Annotated in this window: 13 protein-coding genes and 1 pseudogene; 6 read left to right on the top strand and 8 right to left on the bottom strand. The window is 58.4% G+C overall.

Annotated features, from left to right (window positions below; translation table 11 throughout):
- The 6 genes from BLW08_RS23235 to rraA all read right to left on the bottom strand — a co-directional run.
- Positions 1 to 682, bottom strand: a 682-nt coding sequence (locus BLW08_RS23235; RefSeq protein ID WP_254780033.1) for an isocitrate/isopropylmalate family dehydrogenase, incomplete at its 3' end; no start/stop codon positions are given.
- A gap of 46 nt (positions 683 to 728) precedes the next feature.
- The gene (locus BLW08_RS23240; RefSeq protein ID WP_091328547.1) at positions 729 to 1,859 is read right to left on the bottom strand and encodes an ABC transporter ATP-binding protein; all 1,131 of its coding nucleotides are present in this window, start codon (positions 1,857 to 1,859) and stop codon (positions 729 to 731) included.
- Entirely contained in the window at positions 1,852 to 3,624 is a 1,773-nt protein-coding gene (locus BLW08_RS23245) for an ABC transporter permease (protein WP_091328549.1), read from the bottom strand. Before BLW08_RS23245 ends, BLW08_RS23240 begins: the two co-directional genes overlap by 8 nt.
- 30 nt (positions 3,625 to 3,654) lie before the next feature.
- Positions 3,655 to 4,833, bottom strand: coding sequence for an ABC transporter substrate-binding protein (locus BLW08_RS23250; RefSeq protein WP_090825316.1), 1,179 nt, complete (start codon positions 4,831 to 4,833; stop codon positions 3,655 to 3,657).
- 294 nt (positions 4,834 to 5,127) lie between these two features.
- A complete protein-coding gene (locus BLW08_RS23255) occupies positions 5,128 to 5,910 on the bottom strand; it encodes a FadR/GntR family transcriptional regulator (protein WP_217639274.1) in 783 nt (260 codons plus the stop codon).
- Positions 5,900 to 6,376, bottom strand: coding sequence for a ribonuclease E activity regulator RraA (rraA, locus tag BLW08_RS23260; protein WP_090825320.1), 477 nt, complete (start codon positions 6,374 to 6,376; stop codon positions 5,900 to 5,902). Before rraA ends, BLW08_RS23255 begins: the two co-directional genes overlap by 11 nt.
- Positions 6,377 to 7,992: 1,616 nt before the next feature.
- On the opposite strand from rraA, the gene BLW08_RS23270 reads away from it, so the two are divergent.
- Entirely contained in the window at positions 7,993 to 9,591 is a 1,599-nt protein-coding gene (locus tag BLW08_RS23270) for a hypothetical protein (RefSeq protein ID WP_139244947.1), read from the top strand.
- Positions 9,592 to 10,149: 558 nt separating this feature from the next.
- Here the strand turns inward: BLW08_RS23270 and BLW08_RS23275 are convergent.
- A pseudogene (locus BLW08_RS23275) lies at positions 10,150 to 11,296 on the bottom strand (IS3 family transposase); the annotation flags it as partial.
- A 1,008-nt stretch (positions 11,297 to 12,304) separates the two neighbouring features.
- On the bottom strand, positions 12,305 to 13,393 hold the full coding sequence (locus BLW08_RS23280; RefSeq protein ID WP_091328555.1) for a hypothetical protein: 1,089 nt from the start codon (positions 13,391 to 13,393) through the stop codon (positions 12,305 to 12,307).
- 489 nt (positions 13,394 to 13,882) lie between these two features.
- Between BLW08_RS23280 and BLW08_RS23285 the strand changes: the two genes are divergently transcribed.
- From BLW08_RS23285 to BLW08_RS23305, 5 genes are all read left to right on the top strand, one after another.
- A complete protein-coding gene (locus BLW08_RS23285) occupies positions 13,883 to 14,431 on the top strand; it encodes a hypothetical protein (RefSeq protein ID WP_091328557.1) in 549 nt (182 codons plus the stop codon).
- Positions 14,431 to 14,940: a hypothetical protein gene (locus BLW08_RS23290; RefSeq protein WP_091328559.1), complete on the top strand. Its 510-nt coding sequence runs from the start codon at positions 14,431 to 14,433 to the stop codon at positions 14,938 to 14,940. Before BLW08_RS23285 ends, BLW08_RS23290 begins: the two co-directional genes overlap by 1 nt.
- Before the next feature lie 283 nt (positions 14,941 to 15,223).
- On the top strand, positions 15,224 to 16,693 hold the full coding sequence (locus BLW08_RS23295; protein ID WP_091328562.1) for an AAA family ATPase: 1,470 nt from the start codon (positions 15,224 to 15,226) through the stop codon (positions 16,691 to 16,693).
- A 46-nt stretch (positions 16,694 to 16,739) separates the two neighbouring features.
- Entirely contained in the window at positions 16,740 to 17,534 is a 795-nt protein-coding gene (locus BLW08_RS23300; RefSeq protein WP_091328565.1) for an HNH endonuclease, read from the top strand.
- A 776-nt stretch (positions 17,535 to 18,310) separates the two neighbouring features.
- Positions 18,311 to 18,769, top strand: a 459-nt coding sequence (locus BLW08_RS23305) for a DUF4192 family protein (protein WP_139244949.1), incomplete at its 3' end; no start/stop codon positions are given.

The raw sequence follows: 18,769 nt of genomic DNA on the forward strand, positions 1-18,769 counted from the left end.
GCACGGTCATGGCGTCGATGTGGAAGTCGTTGACGGTGACGTCGGGGTACTGCTGTGCGACCTCCTTGCAGACGTCGCGGAACAGGCCGGTGGTCATTTTCAGGACGTTGGCTTTGTGCACGATGGTCAGGTGCTTGGTCCGGGACTGGGCGAGCTGGAACGCGGAGTGTGCGATGCGTTCGGTGGCGGCGCGGGTGATGATGCCGTGCATGATCGCTACGTCCGGGGTGGGCATGAACTCCCCGGTACCTGCGAAGGTGTTCCGGTCGGCGTAGAAGCCTTCGGTGTTTTCGCGCACGATGACCAGGTCGGTGCCTTCAACGATGGCGTTTCCGCCGGGGAAGGCCTTCGAGGGGCGGATGTTGGCGAAGAGTCCGAAGTGTTTGCGGATGGTGCCCGAGGGGTTCAATGCGGACTTGTGCGGTTCGGGGTAGGACGCGCTGTCGTGCGGGCCCAGGAGCCAGCCGTCGACGTCGGCGAGGGCTTGGAGGGTTTCGTCCGGGACGGCGGTGCCATGGGTGTCGATCGCTTCACGGCCCAGGGGCAGTTCGGTCCAGTCGATGGCCGGCGCTCCGGCAGCGGCCATCGCGGCGTCAAGGATCTTCACGGACGCGGGAACGATTTCCGGGCCGATGCCATCGCCGTTCAGAACGGCCAATCGGTACTGCTTGGATGTAGTCACGGTATTTCCTTTTCTTTATAACCAGGTCTCGTTGACGGACCAGGAACTAGTGAATGACTGCCATGAGTTCGGCGGCGTCGGCTGAGACCACATTGGCGCGGGGGTAGAGACGCAAAGCCTCAATGGGAACGATCAGCATCAAGTCGCCCCGATAAGTGTTGCTTTTGCTGTCTACGGCCAAGGTGCGTGCACCATAGCGAAGCTCGTACTCATAGCGGGAACCGACGTACGACGTCGTGAGGATTTCCACGGGAAGCCCCACATGACCGGACGGTACGGATTCTTCCACCGGTGCGAGGGAGGCTTTTTCCGGACGGAACGCTACGGTGACCGAGTCGCCGTCGTGCATTTCGCCGGTCAGAACGGCGGTAACCGTTTCGCCGGTGTCTTCAAGCCGGACCACTGCCCGGTCCCCGATGGTTGAGGTGATGGTGCCGTCGAGGAAGTTGGAGCGGCCGATGAAGGCGGCGACCTCGGCGGTGGCGGGACGTTCGTAGATTTCCTCGGGCGGGGCGACCTGAAGCATGTTGCCATTGGACATGACCGCGATGCGGTCACTCATGGCCAGGGCTTCCTCTTGGTCGTGGGTGACGTAAACGGTGGTGATGCCGAGCTCGGACTGGAGGCGTTTGAGCCAGACCCGGGCTTGCTCGCGCAGCTTGGCGTCGAGGTTGGACAAGGGTTCGTCCAGCAGCAGGACCTTGGGTGAGTAGACAAGGGCCCGGGCCAGGGCCACGCGCTGCTGCTGGCCACCGGAGAGCTGGTGCGGGTACCTTTGCGCCAGATGCGCCAAGCCCACTTTGTCCAACGCGTCGTGGATCAGGGTCTTCTGCTCAGCCTTGGGGACCTTGCGGATGTTCAGCGGCATCGCCAGGTTCTCAGCCAGCGTCATGTGAGGCCAGAGCGCGTAGGACTGGAACACCATGCCCAGGTTGCGCTCTTCCGGTGGAACAAACTTATTGGAAGAATCGTCCACCAGGACGGTGGTACCAACGGCGATAGATCCCGACGTGGGTTGTTCCAAGCCTGCCAGGCAAGACAAAGTAGTGGACTTGCCACAGCCTGAGGGGCCAAGGAGGGTGAAGAACTCCCCGTCCTTGATGGTGAAGCTCACTTCGTGGAGGACAGTGATGCCTCCGAAGTCTTTGCGGAGATTCTTGACTACGACGTCAGGCATCTTTCTTACCTTTCATGAGCAGGCCGGCGATGCCGACGAAGGCTGCAGTGATAGCGATTTGAATGGTGGCCAGGGCGGCCACTGATCCGGTGTTGCCTTGGACCCAGAGCTCGAGCATCGTGGTGCCAATGATGTTCGTGTCGGCAGATCCAAGGAAGATCGCCGGGGAGTATTCCTTCATCATGACCACGAAGGTCAGCACCATGGCGGCGACGAAGGCGGGGGTGAGGAGCTTGGCCAGGACGCGGATGAACATCCGCATCCAGTCCGCTCCGTTGACGCGGGCTGCGTTGTCCAGTTCTTCACCGATTTGCATGACGGCCGGGGAGATGGAACCGAAGGCACTGGGTAGGGCGCGGAGGCCGAAGCCGATGATGATCGCCCAGATGGTGCCTTGGACGAAGGACCCCATGTTGAACGGCAGGAACGAGAACGCCCAGAAGAGGCCAATGCCGATGATCAGGCCGGGCATGGCTTGCGGGGCCAGGGCCAAATACTCGATGACCTTGCGGTACCGGAACGTGGACCGCTTGGCGACCACCACTGCCACTACGGCCAGGACGCTGACCAGAACGGCGCCGACGCCGGCTACGATCAGGCTGTTGCGGATGGAGGCCATGTAAACGGGGAACTCGAAGATGCGCTGGTAGTTGCCCATGGTGAGGGACTGCAAGGGGTTCTGCAGGGGCGTGAAGACCTTGGTGAAGGAACGCATTACCAAACCTAGGATCGGAACCAGGGCGCCAATGACGACGTAGACGGAGATGAAGGCGACCGAGAGCCACTTGATCCAGCCAAGGTCCAGCAGACGGGGCCGGGTTGCCTTGCCCCGGACGGAGACGAACCGCTTGGCGTCCTTGAGGAGCTTGGCCTGCACGGCGACAAGGAGGATGGTCACGAGCAGGATGATGACGGACGCGGCGCCTAGGATTCCGTAGTCCGGGTCGATGGACTGGAGCCCGTTCTTGTAGAGGAACGTCGCGAAGACGGTGATGCCGACCGGCTGTCCGTAAAGCAACGGGATGGACAGGGTTTCGATGGACATGCTGAACACCAGGACCGAGCTGTAGACCATGGGCGGGCGAAGCATCGGAATGATGACTGACCAGAGGATCCTGAAGGGTCCGGCGCCTACGGTTTGTGCCGCGCCTTCGAGCGAAGCGTCGGAGTTACGCAGGGCATTGGCGCAGAAAACGTAGGCTATTGGAGCCAGGGCCACCGCTTCAGTGATCGCCATTCCCGGGATCGTGTAGAGGTCCCATGGGAGGAAACCCAGGACCCGCTTGACTTGGACACTGGCGAAGCCGGCCGGGCCGTACATAGTGATCCAGCCGAACCCCAGGATCAGGGATGAGATGAAGAACGGCCACTGCATCGCGGTTCCGAAGAATTTCCGGCCGGGGATGTTGGTTCGAACGACGACGATGGCCATCGGCACTGCGATCAGCAGTGTCATCACGGTTGTCAGGACTGCGAACATCAGTGTGTTCAGTGCAACCTGGCCGAAGCCGCCTTCGGTGAAGAGCCTGGTGAAGTTCTCTGTGGTGAACAGACCGCCCTCCTCGTACAGAGGACGGTCCATCACCGACTGGTACAGCGTGGGGACCACAGGTGCAAGGACAAGGAGCGCGAGAATGACTATCGTCGACCAGTAGAGCAACTGGCTGCGGTCCGCACCGAGAATCCTGCGATACTTCGGTGCCGGGAATTCAGTTCGCGCCGGCGTCTGTGTCGGCACCTCGGCGACTTCGGGGAGTGTTTTCATGGTCTTGGTTCCAGATCCTTGCACAGCGGGTTACTTGAGGAGGCTCTGCCAGCGGTCGGTGAATGCCTTCACCTTGTCCGCGGGGACCGACTCGTACGGGGCCATGATCACGTTCTCTTCGCCGACCTTGGACACGACGTCCTGGTAGGTGAGGGCGAACTGGACTGACTTCACGCCATCGCGGTAGGAGGACAAGCCGCCTTCAAGAACAGCCTGCTGTCCTTCCTGGGAGATTACGAAGTCCTGGAAGAGCTTGGCGGTTGCAGGGTGGGGCGCGTCAGCGGAAATGCCGAGCCCACGAGGGATAACCACCGTGCCGTCCTTCGGAAGGGCGATGTCGAACAAGCCGTTGCTGTTCTTCACCACTGGGAACGCCGGTGCTGCGGTGACCAGAACCCCGGCCTTGTACTCGCCGGCGAGGACCTTTTCAGACAAGGTACCCGAGGACGTTTCCGGTCGGGAGGCAGAAAGGATGGTCTCGATGGACTCCCATGACTTCGGCTTGGCCTCGGTCAGGTTGTAAAACATGGTGAACCCGAACGCTCCGGTGGTATCCCGGACGCCAATCATGTTTGTGAAGTCCGCAGGCTTTGCCTTGATCTGTGCGGCCAGGCCCTCCAGGCTCTCGGGCTTCTCCGTAAGGAGCGAGGTGTTGAAGGCGATGGTCTGCGGGTCCGCGGACATCGCCACCACCCCCGGAAGGAGGGACGCGAATTCGGGGACTTTGGCCAGTTCAGGTGAGGTGTACTTGGCCAACATGCCATCACGTGCGGCGAAGTCTGCCCAGGCCCCGGCGGCGTTGGAGACGAAGACATCGGCGCTGGAGGCGTTGGTAGCCTTCTCGCTCAAGGCCTTCTGGAAGACTTCGTCGCTGTCCAGGTTGTTCGCCGCGATCTTGGTGACGAAGGGGTACTTCTTCTTGAAGTCCCGCAGAATCGGATCCCAGTTCTCCTGGTCCGTATTGGAGTAAATGGTCAGCTCGCCGCCTTCTTTCTCGGCTGCTGCCACCAGGTCCTTGTAATCGGCCGGGTAGTAATCCGGGTACTGGCCCACGGCGATGGAGTTCTCCGGGGCCGGCGTCTGTGCCGTTTCGGATCCTCCACCGCAGGCGGTCAGGCCCATCACGGCGGCGATCGCTGCTGCTGCGCCGACGGTCATGACCGTCCGGCGGCGGGGCCCGGCGGGCAGGGCCTTCTTGAATTCAGTCATTGCTTCTCTCCCTTGAGGCTGCACGGCTGGTAGTGATTGGTTCCCCGTGACTGGTGATGCTCAGCCAGTGAGGCTGCTCACATAATCATGAGGCTAAGTGGTCGGCCAGTCAACCACTTTGTTGCGGGAAGTTCTGATTGAATTTGCCTCGCACACCAAGCATGCGCCAAAAGTGGTCGGCCAGTCAACCACTTTGCTCGATGCGTCTGCTGTAATGCTGAAACGTAGGTTTGGGCACAGAAAAGCGGGGAAGCATATCCGCTTCCCCGCTATCGGTCGGTATCGTTGTGCCGGCTATTCAGCAGACTTCAAAGTGGCCATGAGGCGGCCGCTGGCGGCATCCATATGCTGGGCCATCGAGCCCGAAGCCCCCTCGGCGTCTCCGGCAAGAATGGCCTCGTACACCGGCGTGTGCTCCGCGTGCGAACCGTCGAATGACGTTTCGGCGTCCATCACGCGATGGATCCACACGCGCAAAAGCGCAGCGATGTTCTTGAGCATGTTCGCCAGGACCGTGTTACCCGAGGCGTCGGCGACGGCGAGGTGGAAGTCCACGTCAGCGGAGACGAACTCTTCCGTCGTCTTGGCATCACCCATGGCGTCCAGTGCCTTCTTGATGCGCTTGAGGTCCGCGTCCGTCCTTCGGGTGGCTGCAAGACCTGCAGTCACTCGCTCAATGTGCTGGCGGGCCTCCACGAGGTCCGACGTTCGTCGCTCGCCGAGCATCAGGCCCCACTCGATCACCCTAGGGAGGAGCTCCGAATTGGCGTTCCGAAGGAACGTTCCCCCACCATGCCGGAATTCAACCAGACCCAGAAGGCCCAGGGACTTGATCCCTTCGCGGACCACCGAACGCCCCACACCAAAGGACTCGCTCAGTTGACGTTCCGACGGCAGCTTCTCCCCTGGCGCCACCTGCCCGGAGAAAATGTAATCCAGTAATGCCTTGGCCACTTCGGAGGAAGCCGGCTCGGCATGGACCACGCTGACGGGCTTCAATCCGGTCACTGAAGGGGCCGCCCGCTTGCGGCGGGTGGCGCGGGGGGCCGGCTCGGTAACGGCTGGGTCAGCGCTCAACGAGGACTCCATCTGGATCGCAGTACACCATGGCGCCCGGCTTGATAGTGACGCCTGCGAGCGTCAGCTCGACGTCAGTCTCACCTGCACCGGTTTTGGTACTTTTTCTTGGGTTGCTGCCCAATGCTTTCACACCGAGAGGAAGGTTGGAAATCGCTTCACGATCGCGGATTGCTCCATTGATGATCACTCCGGACCAGCCATTCGAAACGGCGATCTCGGCGATCATATCGCCCATGAGCGCCCGTGAGAGCGAGCCACCCCCGTCAACCACCAAGACGGCGCCTTCGCCGGGTCCTGATACGACGGATTTGAGCAGCGCATTGTCTTCAAAGCAGCGGACAGTCCTGGCTGGACCACTGAAGTGGGATTTAGCGCCGAGTGAATGGAACTGAATGGCGATGGACTGAATGTCCTCTCCGAGCTCGTCATAAAGGTCGGCCGTGTTAACAGATGATGCAGTCATGGATAATCCCTTCAAGTCTTACGGCCATGGTACTCCGCGATCGCTAACTGGTCGACCACATAATGATTAAACCCGGGGGTCACAGTGGCAGCGGCCGGTTCTCCACGACGTTCTTCATGACCATAGTGGAGCTCAACCGCTGAACGCACGGCAGTGCAGATAGCTGCTCGTCGTAGAGCCTTTGGATTTCCCGCAGACACCCTCGAAGCTGTGCATACGACACCTTGGAACGGACGTACGCGCTCACCCTTGAGCGAATGAGCGCAGAGGGGATGACGCCCTCAGACACATGTGGGAGTTCTATTTGAGCGACCCGGAAATAAGCAGCCGGGCCCGGCCAAGTGGGAGACCTTGATTGTTTGGCCCGTCATCTGAGCAGCGCGGACTCCGCTCACTATAAAGAAGATTTATGTGTGGACAATGTCCACACCCCCTTTGGCCTGACAAAGCAGCCACCATCAAGGTCTTCTCGCTCGAGGAATGAACAAAGTCAGGATGTTTAGCGCAAGGTCCCGAAGTCGTGTCGTCCTCAGCATCTCTACGCCATGAAGAGGTGTAGGCCAACCACGACCTACCAGACGAACCAAGAGAGGACCCGCATGACCCCAGTTCAAAGCCAGCGGAGGGCCCACAAGCCAGGACCCTGATCCCGCTCCCCCACAACTTCAGAGGCGACCCGCGGCGCCAGGCGCACCCCGCGGCCAGAGTCAGAGGGACCTGGCCGACCAGAATGTACACACGTTAAAGCAAAAACCCCCTCCGACGAGGGGGTATGCCGTGCCCGAGGTGGGACTCGAACGGGATTCCAAGCCTTGGAAACACTGGGAAGTGGCGGAAACATGCGGAATCCGGGCCGGTTCGGTGGCTGTACGGGCCAGTCCGTGGCGGAAAGTGTGGACATTGTCCACACTTCTTTTTTGTTCGGTCGACCGCCGAGAAACGGGGACTTGATGCGTCCCTGCGCACTCAAATACTGCACTGGGAAACCGGCGCTGCCGCCCCTGCAGATTGAGTGCTGAACGGCACCTCAGAGTCTGCGTTAGGCCTCCGGTCAGGATGAGGCCCTGAGCTCCAAGGCATGCCTCCTGCCGGTCGGAAGAACAACCCAAATCGCGACGACACGCTAACTGCCAGAACGATGAATAGCTCAACACAGTGAGAGCACCTCCTTCATCCAAGTCCATGGCCGATACGGCACCGAAGAACATGACCATGCCCTTCCGGCCAGCCCGAATACGAACATCCGCCGAACACACAGCGGTGTAGCCGGCGGTTGGGGCAGTTGCCTAGGTCGGGGAGGTAGTTGGGTTCTTTTCGGCGGCGTGAGGGGCTAGACGGGCCGGAGCGGACACGTACAATCCGTCAGAACAGCAGCCAAAACGTCGTAGACACAACAGGGCCAGGGTGACCGGAGCTCTGCGACGGCGCGCCCTGGCCCCAACAGCCGGCCGCGCCAGCGGACGCCCAACACTGGTTGGAGCGCAGCGGAAACCAGTCAGTCCGAAGAGAAGGAGGCCGGCAGCCAATAGGAATCAATTGAGACCACAAGCGACGCCAAATGTTGTGCATGCGCCTCGGTAGCCGTAACGACGTACGTGTCCAGATAGAATCCTGAAATGAGCGGAACCCGGGCAAGAGCTGAGCGCCGACTTCAACAATCTGAGCCGGCTAAGCCGAGGGGAACCTTCATGCCGGTTCACGGAGAGCCCGATGTAGTGCATTTTTACATTCCCTTGCCGGACCCGATCAAGGTCCCCCATCGGACACAACTTCCTGTTCGGTACGTTTGGAATCCGATCTCAGACAATGGGCCGTGCTTTCGCCTGCCATCACAAGGAAACGTAAATTACGCTGCCAGGCAAATAGTCATTTTTCACCAGGGTGAAGTTTCGGTGGATATACAGCCGTTTGAGGCCGCAATGAAGATTATGGCTCTGGCCCTTGAAAGGTCAGGCTCTTCTGGAAAGGCTGCTGGTGAACAGCGGACACCCCCTCTCCCGATAGCGCACACAACGGTCGAAGTAGTCTGTGTTCTAGACCCGTCACAGGCAGACCCAGTTGACCATGCGTTCGAGCACGCTATCGACGTGCTCACTGACTTTCAGACTTACTACCACCTGTTCACGAAGATACCCACGCGCAGACTAACAAGAAAGCTCCTCCCACCCTTCATTCCGATGATCCATCGGATGTTTGGCACACCGGATAAGTGGGAAGGTGGAATTCTGCATGTCAACGATGGAGGAACAGCACTACTCGCTGCGTCCACTCCCACAATGTCCGCGGATCAACTCATCAACCTCTTGGAGAGCGCTGAGACCTCAGGCGCTGAAATATTTAAGTCTTTCACATTGATGAGACAGGAAGCTTTGGTCTCGTACGCAGCCGGCGCTAACTCTGCTACCAGCCTGTTCATCGCGATTGCGGCCGAAACACTTCTAACTGAGCTCTTCCTCCTTTTGTCATGGGAGGAAGACGCGGATCTTAAGAAGACTGCCGATATCCTAGGCGACCGCGACAATATTTCCAGACGTCTACTCAACGAGCTTGCCTTTAGACTCAAGGGCGACTGGGATCGAGACGGCAATGGACCAATTGGCGAGTGGCAGCGCCAGATAGCCAATCTGCGAAACAAGGTCGCTCATGCAGGGACAATCCCCTCGGATTTTGAGATCCAATCAGCGCTAAACGCACTAAGCACCTTGGATACGCATGTCGGTGACCAGCTAGTGAAGAGCCTAAATAAATATCCTTTCGCTGTGAACAAATACTTAGGGGCCGATGGTTTAGTGCGAAGAAAGAAATTCAAGCGGTGGCAAGAGTTTGCCGCAAAGGTGCAGTTCCCCCGCCATGCCAGTCACCTATTTGCTCGATGGAAGAACGAGGTCGAGCGGATACGTTTGGGCCCCTTCGAGGGCAGGTTGGAGAATTGCATGACATCGGTTGTCTTGTTTGGCAATGGTGCGGAACGATGGTATCTGGTCGATGACGACCTGGACCTCGCCTGCCCCATCGATGCACCTGAGCTCGATTCTGGAACGGTACAGAACCTGGACAAAATAAGAGCCGAAAAACATTTCGATGTGCAGGGCGTTGCCCTGCCTTCGTGCCGCCCTGTTCCACCCGTCGATCCCCACTGGGTGCCTAGCTATCAAGTAATCCCACTCGCTGGTATCAATCGATGGGAGCAGTGTATGTGGGTTCCTCCTACCTAAGCCGAAGCAAGTCGTGCGCAGACTGGTCATCTAGGCGTATCCAGTTGTGGGCACTGCGACTTGCCGCGGGTGACAGCGGAAGAGCCGGCACATGGTCCCCGAAAGTTGGACTCACAATTAAGTGAGCCTATACCGCAGCGGCCACTAGCAGGGTTCTAAGGAAGGCTTCGTCCCACTTCGAAGGCACTGGGATGCCGTTATCGATGTTGCCCCGATACCAAAGCCCGTACGGGGCGTCGGGCAGATCGTCCAAGCCTTCTGGCCAGTGTTCATCTCCTGGGATCAGGAAACCTCCGCCCAGACGTTCGATGGCGGCTAGGTCTTTCTCCGGGTCGACCGTGGAGCCCACCGTCTCAACGCTTCTGACAGTTCTTCGACCGTGACCTCCGGAATGGCGTATACGAGCTGCGCACCGGTGGCAAGCCTCAGCGCGGCGTACGCGCCGAGCCTGCCCACGAGGGCCCGACCGACACGGTCGCCGGGTTCGAAGAGTCGGGTCAGAGCTGCACGTGCAATGCGATAGGGGACTGCCCCGGCTTGTGTTGACTCGGGTTCTTGGGCCGCTGTGAGCGCGGTTCGGTTGATTGTTTCATATTCGATGGGCGTGAGTTTTCCCAGCCGTCTTTGCCGACGCCGGCGGTGGTAGGTTCGCTCGATCCAGGTTGTGATGGCCAGCCGGAGGTCTTGTCGGGTGAGCCATCGCTGACGGTCCAGGATGTTCTTTTGCAGTAGCGAGAAGAACGCTTCCATCGCGGCGTTGTCCGCGCTGGCCCCGACCCCGACCCTGCCCATCGACCCTGTCAGGCCATGGTGCCGGAGCGATTCGACGAACCGGCGGGACCGGAACTGGGACCCACGATCCGAATGCACCACGGTCCCTGCAGGGTTGCGTGCCGGCGCCGCGTTCTCCAGTGCCGCCACGGCAAGCGAGGACTTCATCCGCGAATCCATCGAATACCCGACGATCCTGCCGGAATAGACGTCCTTCACCGCGCAGAGGTAGAGCTTACCCTCGACCGTGGGATGTTCGGTGATGTCTGTCAGCCACAGCTCGTTGGCAGCCGCGGCGGTAGAGTCCCGCTCGACCAGATCGTCATGAACCGGTGGCCCGGGTCTGCGGTTCAGGCCGCGCTTCTTCGAGAACACCGACCAGATTCCGTGGTCCCTGCATAGGCGCTGGACCCTGTTCTCGCCCGCCGTGATGCCCTTCCCAGGAAGTTCGTCGGCGATAAAACGGTACCCGAATGCCGGGTCGTCGGCGTGAATGTCCAAGGCCGCATTGACCAAGTGCGCAACGATCCAGTCCCGTTCCGACACCGGGCTGGCTCTCCAGCGGTAGTAGCCTTGCTTGCTGAATCCCAACACCCTGCAGGTCACCGCCACTGGAACACCGTAGGCAGCAAGATCCGTGACCAGCGGGTAGATCATTTTGGGTTGATGTCCCTGGCCAAATAGGCAGCCGCCGGCGCAGGATCTCGTTCTCCTGCTCCAGCAGACGGTTGCGCTTCTTCAGCTCACGCATCTCTGTCGAATCACCGCCGGCAGGTCCGACTCCGGATTCTTTACGTTCGGCAATGGCAATCCATCGCTTGAGCGTCGTGACTGACAGCCCGAAATCCTTTGCAATCTGCGCCAGCGGGGCTTCGCCCTTGCGGGCCACATCAATAACATCCTGGCGGAACTCCGCCCCATAAGCCGTGGGCATGGTCAACATCCTTCCACGAGCACGAGCTCACTAGGTCAGGGAGTCAACAAAACCGAGGGCAGTCCCGGTCTTACCCCTTCCATCGATGTACGCCCGCTTGCTCGCTGCGTTGCTCTTGCATTCTCGAGAACAGTGTTCTGCATTGCTCTTCTTTCTCGACATGTCCTTTCCGCAATCGGAACAGCTTCTGGGAGGATACGGATTGATGTCCATGTGCTGGACTCAGCGAGGCAGCGTCACCATGTTTGGTCAGCCGGACATAGTGCCGCTGGCAGTAGCCCTTGGCCTTTGGCTTGCCATGGCAACCGGGGTAGATGCATATTGCAGGGTTTGGTGAACGCTCCTGCAGCCCGGGCGGCTTCACCGACCCATGGTTCCTCAACCGCTGATAGTGCTTGGAGCACATTCCCTGGATCAACCTTTTCGCTGGGCCGCACCCGTCTACGCTGCAAACCTTTTCCATATCGACCACACTCTTCCCTGCTCGTTGGTACCTCTTCCGTGCCCAACGTAGAGATGATATGTAGTCTGTTTCACGTTCATTTCGTAACCCTTGTGATCATGACGTGAGCCCGCTCGCAGAGGGTGACCAACACGCCCCAGAACTGCCGCGTGAAGATTCCGAACCCTCGTTTCGCATGCTAATAATGACTCATACGGGATTGGGGGGTGATGGCTCAGCCAATTCTGGATCGCCAGCCCGCAGGCAGTCCTAACCAAGCTGATGTCACCGATGCGAGCATGGAAGAATTCGCGACTCTAGTCCGCATCGTGCGTATTGAAATGGAGCAGGCTTTTGTTGTGTGAGTCATAGACTCTCGATATCTTGAAGTTGTGCGCCTCGCGCAAACCTAGACCGCCGAATGTATGCGCAGAGCTAACGGTGGTGGGCGCCCGCAGCTATAGGTTGCATGCCACCGCGAAACTGTCATCACACCCTATATACCCAACCCGCGCCCGGAGAGGTGCACAACCTCCTATACCAAGCTTCGCAAGAACGGCTCGGAGCTAACGCCTGCGTTTACGGATCATCCAGGTCAACGTAGCCCCAGCAAGGGCTAGAAGGGCGGGTGCTGCGACATGGCGGAGGCAGTCAGGAGGTTCCGGGCCATCGGCCCTGCTGCCTGGAGATAGCGCCAGCCCGCCTGAGTCTTCTGCTACAGGCGCCACACGATTCCGGCGCTTGTGGATAACGTCATTGAGTACAGGGCCTATGGCTCCAACCAGCCAGATTAGGCCACCCCCCGCGGTACCTGCCGCCGCGGAAGCAAGGAAAAGCTGGCGCTGGGCCTCCGTCTCGTCCTGCTGGTCGACGCCAGTCAGCCGAAATCCTGCGGTCGTGTCGGCGCTATGAAGGGGAAGATTCCACCCGGGAGCTGTGATGTCTTCCACCTGTGGGCTTGAGATTGTTGGTACGTACTCGGCCGGGAGATCTCTAGGTTGGATGTTGACCACGGATGAAGCAGCTACCGCCTGAATGTCCAGTAGGTCTATGACAGTAGGCAATGTCAAAGTAGCGATACGCGGGAAGGCGTAGCGATGATGGGAGCCCGTAAAGGCTTCAGTCGGCGCAGTCGTTTCACCCTCAAGGGACACTGCCCAGCTGATACCAGCTTCCCCCACGGTCCTATCCTGAAAGTCCGTAGGGCTGATAACGGTCATGACGCAGTCGTCATCAAGGGAAAATTCGAGTCCGATAGAACTCACCTTCGGATTCGAATCTGTCGGCGGTATCGGCGGCTCAAGTGTGAGTTCTTCGCCATTGCTCGTCTTGCGCAGATGAACGTCTTTCATCGCTCCACAGAACCCAACCATTAACTCACCTGCTAGGTCCGGCGGAACAGCGGCGGAGGCATCTCCTTTCAGGACCATGTCGAACAGGGTCAGGCTTGGAGAAGGAGAGAAGCGCAGGTCAACATCCACTCGGACTGGCGCCGATGCTGACCCCTGCTTCACCCCCACGAAAACCGCACCGGGCAAACTCAGCGACGGGACTGAAGAGAGGGCAGGTTGAGAATAATGCCACGCGCCGAAGGTGGACACGGCAGTGACGAAGGTGGCTGCCACCAGTTGCGCCTTCTCGTTTGTCTTCACCATCCCAGCAGTCTAAGACTGCATGGACACGAAGTCTGGTCTGGTTGCGTTGGGTACACCCCATCGCGACAGTTGCAGCCACCCGTTTCGGCGTCATTTAAGATCCTTTACTGGGCTTTCAGCGAGGGGGCGAGGCTCTAACGTCGCTACCGAGGACCGCGGCATAGCCCGTGAGGAGATCCGTATCCATGCATGGCGAGCGTCTGAACTGCCGGTCGGTGCGCAAGGGGAGGCCGGCGCAAATCTTCGCGTCAAGGAGGCACCGGAGTGGTTGTCCAGCTTGTATAAAGAAAGATCAAGAAGCTGCCGCATGGTTGGACACGACCGGGCTGCCAGTCTTTACCTGGGGCCTCCTACTGAGGTGCGTCCCTTCAGAACGGGGTTGGTTCCTAATCCTTATAGGTATCTGTCTGGGTTCGACATGTTTGGGAAGGCCGATTAGAGGTGGAGCTTGGGACAAAAGGGGTAGCAAAGCCTGAGTACGATTGCCTGATGGATGGGGAGACAATACGGCTGATCGTTGTGGCCTGTGGAACACTTTCAGCTGGTGTAGTCGGAGCTCTGATCGCCGGTGCGTTCAACAGCCGGAACACTCTTGCGACGATTGAGGGTGCACGGGTGGCGGCGGAGGCAAAGCGAGAGCACGAACAGGAACTGGAACAAGCCCAATGGCTGCGGGAGCGCAAAGTTGAGGTCTACTCCGACCACTTAGCCAAACTTCACGAGCTCGAATTAGCGATCGCGGAGACAAAGATGGGTTATAGGCCGTCTGGTGCCCCACCCATCACGGAATTAGCGCGCAACTTGTCGTCAACTCTTTCCATTAGATTGTTTGCCCCGGACCAAGTACAAGTCGCCCTTTCTGAACTAACAAAAATTGTTGTCTCTATCATGAAAGTGATGCAGGTTTCAGATGTATCAGAGCGTGACGCGCTCTATAAGCAAGCCACGGGCCTCTTCAATCAGAAGACTGGGGAACTTGAACGGCTGATCCGCCAAGACCTGGGCGTAGACGAGTTCAATGAGGAGACTGCTGTCTGATGGACTTCAATCCCGATACTTGGGGAACCGTCGCTGAGTGGGTCGGCGGAGTTGGCACAACCGCAGCTTTCATCGCCACCTTCGTCGTCATTTTGCGCGATGCGAAACAACGCCGTCGGCAACAAGCCCGGAAAATCGCTTTCTACGTGGAGGACCAGCCACTTGCCGATCTGCGTGGAGGTGGCACCGTCACCTACAGCAACTTTACGGTCGCCAACCTAAGTGATGAGCCCATTTACGATGTGAGAATTTTGGCAGAACCGCGAGGCGAGTACCGCAACAACGTCCGCAGCGTCCGCCATCTGCAACCTGGCGACAAGCTGGCGTATTCAGTCGAATGGTCTACCAATGCACTCTTGGCTCCCGCATTGTTCCGCGATAACTCGGGAAGACGATGGCACAGAGACTCCAGAGGTGAACTTCATGAGCTCGGGCTTCTTAGAAGAAAACTCTGGACACAGAGTATGAAAATCTCAAGATCAGAAAAGTCAGAAATATTCGCCGACTGATAAGCAATGCCGTTGTTGTCATAAGTTCGTCCCCTGACTCGGCTCACGTGTCGTTGACGTGGTGTCTGTCAGGCGGGTGCGGATGTATGGCAACATTTGGTCCCAGGCTTGACGCCAATGCACACTTCGGCGGACCAATGTCCTTAGCTTCCGCAACAATGATGCAGATAATTCACAGTAAGGCGCAGATGAGTAACACACACTACACAAATGTCGGACCTCGCCCTCTGAGCAGCCAGAATCCTAACGAGAACCTGACTGCGTGCTGTGGGGTCGTAGACGCATGATCTCACCTCACTTCGTCGTCGTCAGCTCAGGCGCGTGGCCAGTCAAGACTGCCCGTACCTTCACTCTGGTCGTCGATATGTGGGACGACTTCCACTACAAGACGAGTTTCATGCTGTACTACGGCACGGGAGATACAGCACTTGAGATCGGCGCCGTCAAGATCGCGCCGCTCAGAATGGCTGAGAGAGATCCTCATACAAAGTTGCCTGCAACCTTCACGCAGCTCAGCCCCGAGTTCTACTCACTAGGACAGGACCGTGAGTACTATGTTGCACTCGCGGCCCTTCCAAACGACATCGGTAGACACGCGCTCCGCGCCCTTCGAGACATAGCTGAAAGCCCTACCATATTCAAGAATGTAGAGGATGAGCCTGCCCTCGGAACCTCGCTTCTCCGCTCGATTCCCATAAATACTGTCACCGTCCAATTCAGCCGAATAATCCAAGGACGAGCACCACTAACACCGTACAGGTTCAGCTACTCACGCTCGACGGTTCCGCCTTTTAGGCTTGAATTCGGAGTTGATCCAGACGTTATGCCGCCGACGAATGTGCATGTTCTAATCGGTGCGAACGGTGTGGGCAAGTCAAGTTTGCTACGCGATTTGGTTGCAGCATCCTGTGGCTCAGAAGCGACGTCCTGGACATTCTCTGACGAGATGACAACAGACATTTCTGCCGATCCTCATCCAGTGCCATTTGCAAACGTTGTGCACGTCGCCTTCTCTGCGTTTGATCTCGACAATATGGCGCCATTCTCAAGCGAAGTGGATGTTCATTTTGTTGGCTTGTCGAGTCGGGAGAAGGAATCGCTCGACGTTCAGTTTGCGAAGAGCCTCCTTGTCTGCTCCAAGGGCCGGCGACGTGATCGTTGGCTGGCGGCAGTTAGAACACTTGCAGCCGCCGACGCGATCCTTGCAGATGCAAACCTAGACGACCTGATCAACTCCAAGGACGCTCAAGCAACGTTTTCATCAATGAGCTCGGGGCACAAGATCGTGCTGTTGACAGTGACGCGCCTTGTCGAGTTAGTGGAGGAACGGTCCCTGATACTCATCGACGAACCCGAGACACATCTACACCCGCCATTGTTGTCGGCGTTAACCAGAGCCGTCTCCGATCTCGTGATCGACCGAAACGGAGTCGCAATCACTGCGACGCACTCGCCCGTCGTGCTGCAGGAGGTGCCGCGTTCGTGCGTCTGGATGCTCCAGCGAAGTGGGGATGACTTTCGCGCCTCGCGGCTTGCCACGGAAACTTTTGGTGAGTCGGTTTCTCGCCTCACTTCCGAAGTATTTCATCTTGATATCAATCGGACGGGCTATAACCAGGTTCTCGTCACGCTACTCGATCAGAACGATAATTCGGCGCTTAGAGTCATGGAGGCCCTTGATTGGCAACTTGGAAGCGAGGGACGATTCGTTCTAAGCGCGCTTGACTACCAGCGGGACGAAGACTATGTATAGGCTAAATCCACCCTCTACTACAGCAGCGGACGCCTACTCAACCGCTGTGAAGAGCATCAAGAAGAGCGATGATCGCATTCCCTATCTCGCGGCAGCGCCAACTGTCCAGGCGAAGTGCGATGCATTCGAGCTCCTTGCTTCAAACGGTCAGTTTGATGAAGCGGAGGGCCGCAATTTTAAGGTTGCCGAGTTGAACGACTCGGCAATGGTCGACCTGTATGACAAGCAGTTCAGTCGCAACCAAAGCACGGAGATCCTTCGTAATGGCATAAAGAACGCAGCGAAGAACGCCCTCTGTCCCTACTGCGGCGAAGGCTTCGCGTCGGAACTCGACCATTACCTTCCAAAGACAAAATTTGCTGGAACTACGGTGCATCCAGCGAACTTAGTTCCCGCTTGCGGCGACTGCAACTTCGCAAAGTTAGCGTACAAGCCCGGTCCCGACAAGCCAGCAATACTCCACCCCTACTTTGATGCTGCCTTCGACTTGCCTTGGTTGACGGCAACGCTAGCCAATGGTCCGCTCGGGACACCAGTCGTCGACTTTGGTGTAAGTCTTCCCGTTCCTGCCCCTGAACTCGAGGCCCGGTTGAAACAGCACATGACTGTATTCAAGCTCTGGGAGAGATTCAGCACATGGAGCGCGCAATCCTTGGACAATTTCGCCACGCTTCTCAGGACCGAATACGGAGCGTCCATGACATTGGCACGAGCTCAGGAGCACCTCCAACTGACCTCGATACAGCAGTCCGGAGGCCGCGTGAACTCTTGGGAGGGTGCAGCGCACATGGCTATGCTTGAGAGCGAATGGTATCTCAGTGTCCACTTTGGACTGACGTGATAGATACTTTGATCGGAATTGCTGGGTCGGCTTCTTAGCATCGCTTATCAAGTGTGCTCGCAGCTGACATCTCTGCGACCCATGGCCAGCGCCGACGCTCCCATCATGATGCACGAACGCTCAAAGAAATCGCTTATGGCCTCGCTTTTGCCCTAATGTAAGCAGCCCGCCGGCCACGCTTCCGCGGCGGATTTTCTGGCCCTGAACTAGTGCGCGCCAAAACTCTATCTGAACGTCCGTTCAAGTTCATGACGCGATTCTAGGGGATGATTCCACCCCGTAACTCACCAACAGATGCACTTCAATTGACCGCGGCGCAAGCCGAAATAAAGATACGCAATTCGTGCAGACGATGGGATGTCGAAACCGGGGCCCGCAGCTCTTGTGTTCTCGGCATACAACAGCAGAGGTACCACAACCCCGTTGGGTGCTTCCCGTCAATGGCGGTTACCGCCGACGTCACCGCCCCTCGCCGATAACGGCGCATATGTCGGGACTGGAAGCCCCCCGGCCGACCCGGTGCTGCGATCCCTCTAAGCGATGGCACACACCGAAGAATATGGCAGCTCACGTCATGGCGCCGCGCATCAGGGTGCCCATGAATAGGCAGAAGCAACAATGCTGTTTGTCATTCTGATATCCCGATCATCGCTGGACGGTACTCCGCCTAGCAAGGGCACTGACTCGGCGGACCCGGTCCCCTGAGTTGCACTTCGGCCCCTATCAGAACGGCCCACAAGACCAAAGACGCAACGCATGTGCAAAGGAAAAGGGCAATGAATGCGCTCACCATCAAAGATCCGGCAGACCTGCTCAGCTTCATCGGGCACACCCTCGGCTTCTGGCCCAACGAGAGCCTCGTCTGCGTCACCCTGGACAAAGGCAAGGTCGGCGCCACCCTGCGCATCGACCTTCCCCGCCAACCCGGGACAGAACTCCCTTACGCCCGCACCGTCAGCAGCTACCTCACTTGCGACACCAACGCGACAAGTATCGTCTTCGCCCTCTACACCTCAGACCACTGCGAACCCGGTCAGCCCAAACCACATGCAGCGACCATCGCAGCCCTTACCGGAGTCCTCGCCGAGAACGGCGTCAGCATCCGCGACGGAATCTTCGTCAACGACGACACCTACTCCCCCTACGACACCGAACCCGGCCAAAACATCACCCTGCCCATCAGCACCACCGAATACAGCCGAGTCAACGCCGAATTCATCTACCGCGGCAGCACC

The organism is Arthrobacter sp. cf158 (genome assembly GCF_900106835.1).
GTDB lineage: Bacteria > Actinomycetota > Actinomycetes > Actinomycetales > Micrococcaceae > Arthrobacter.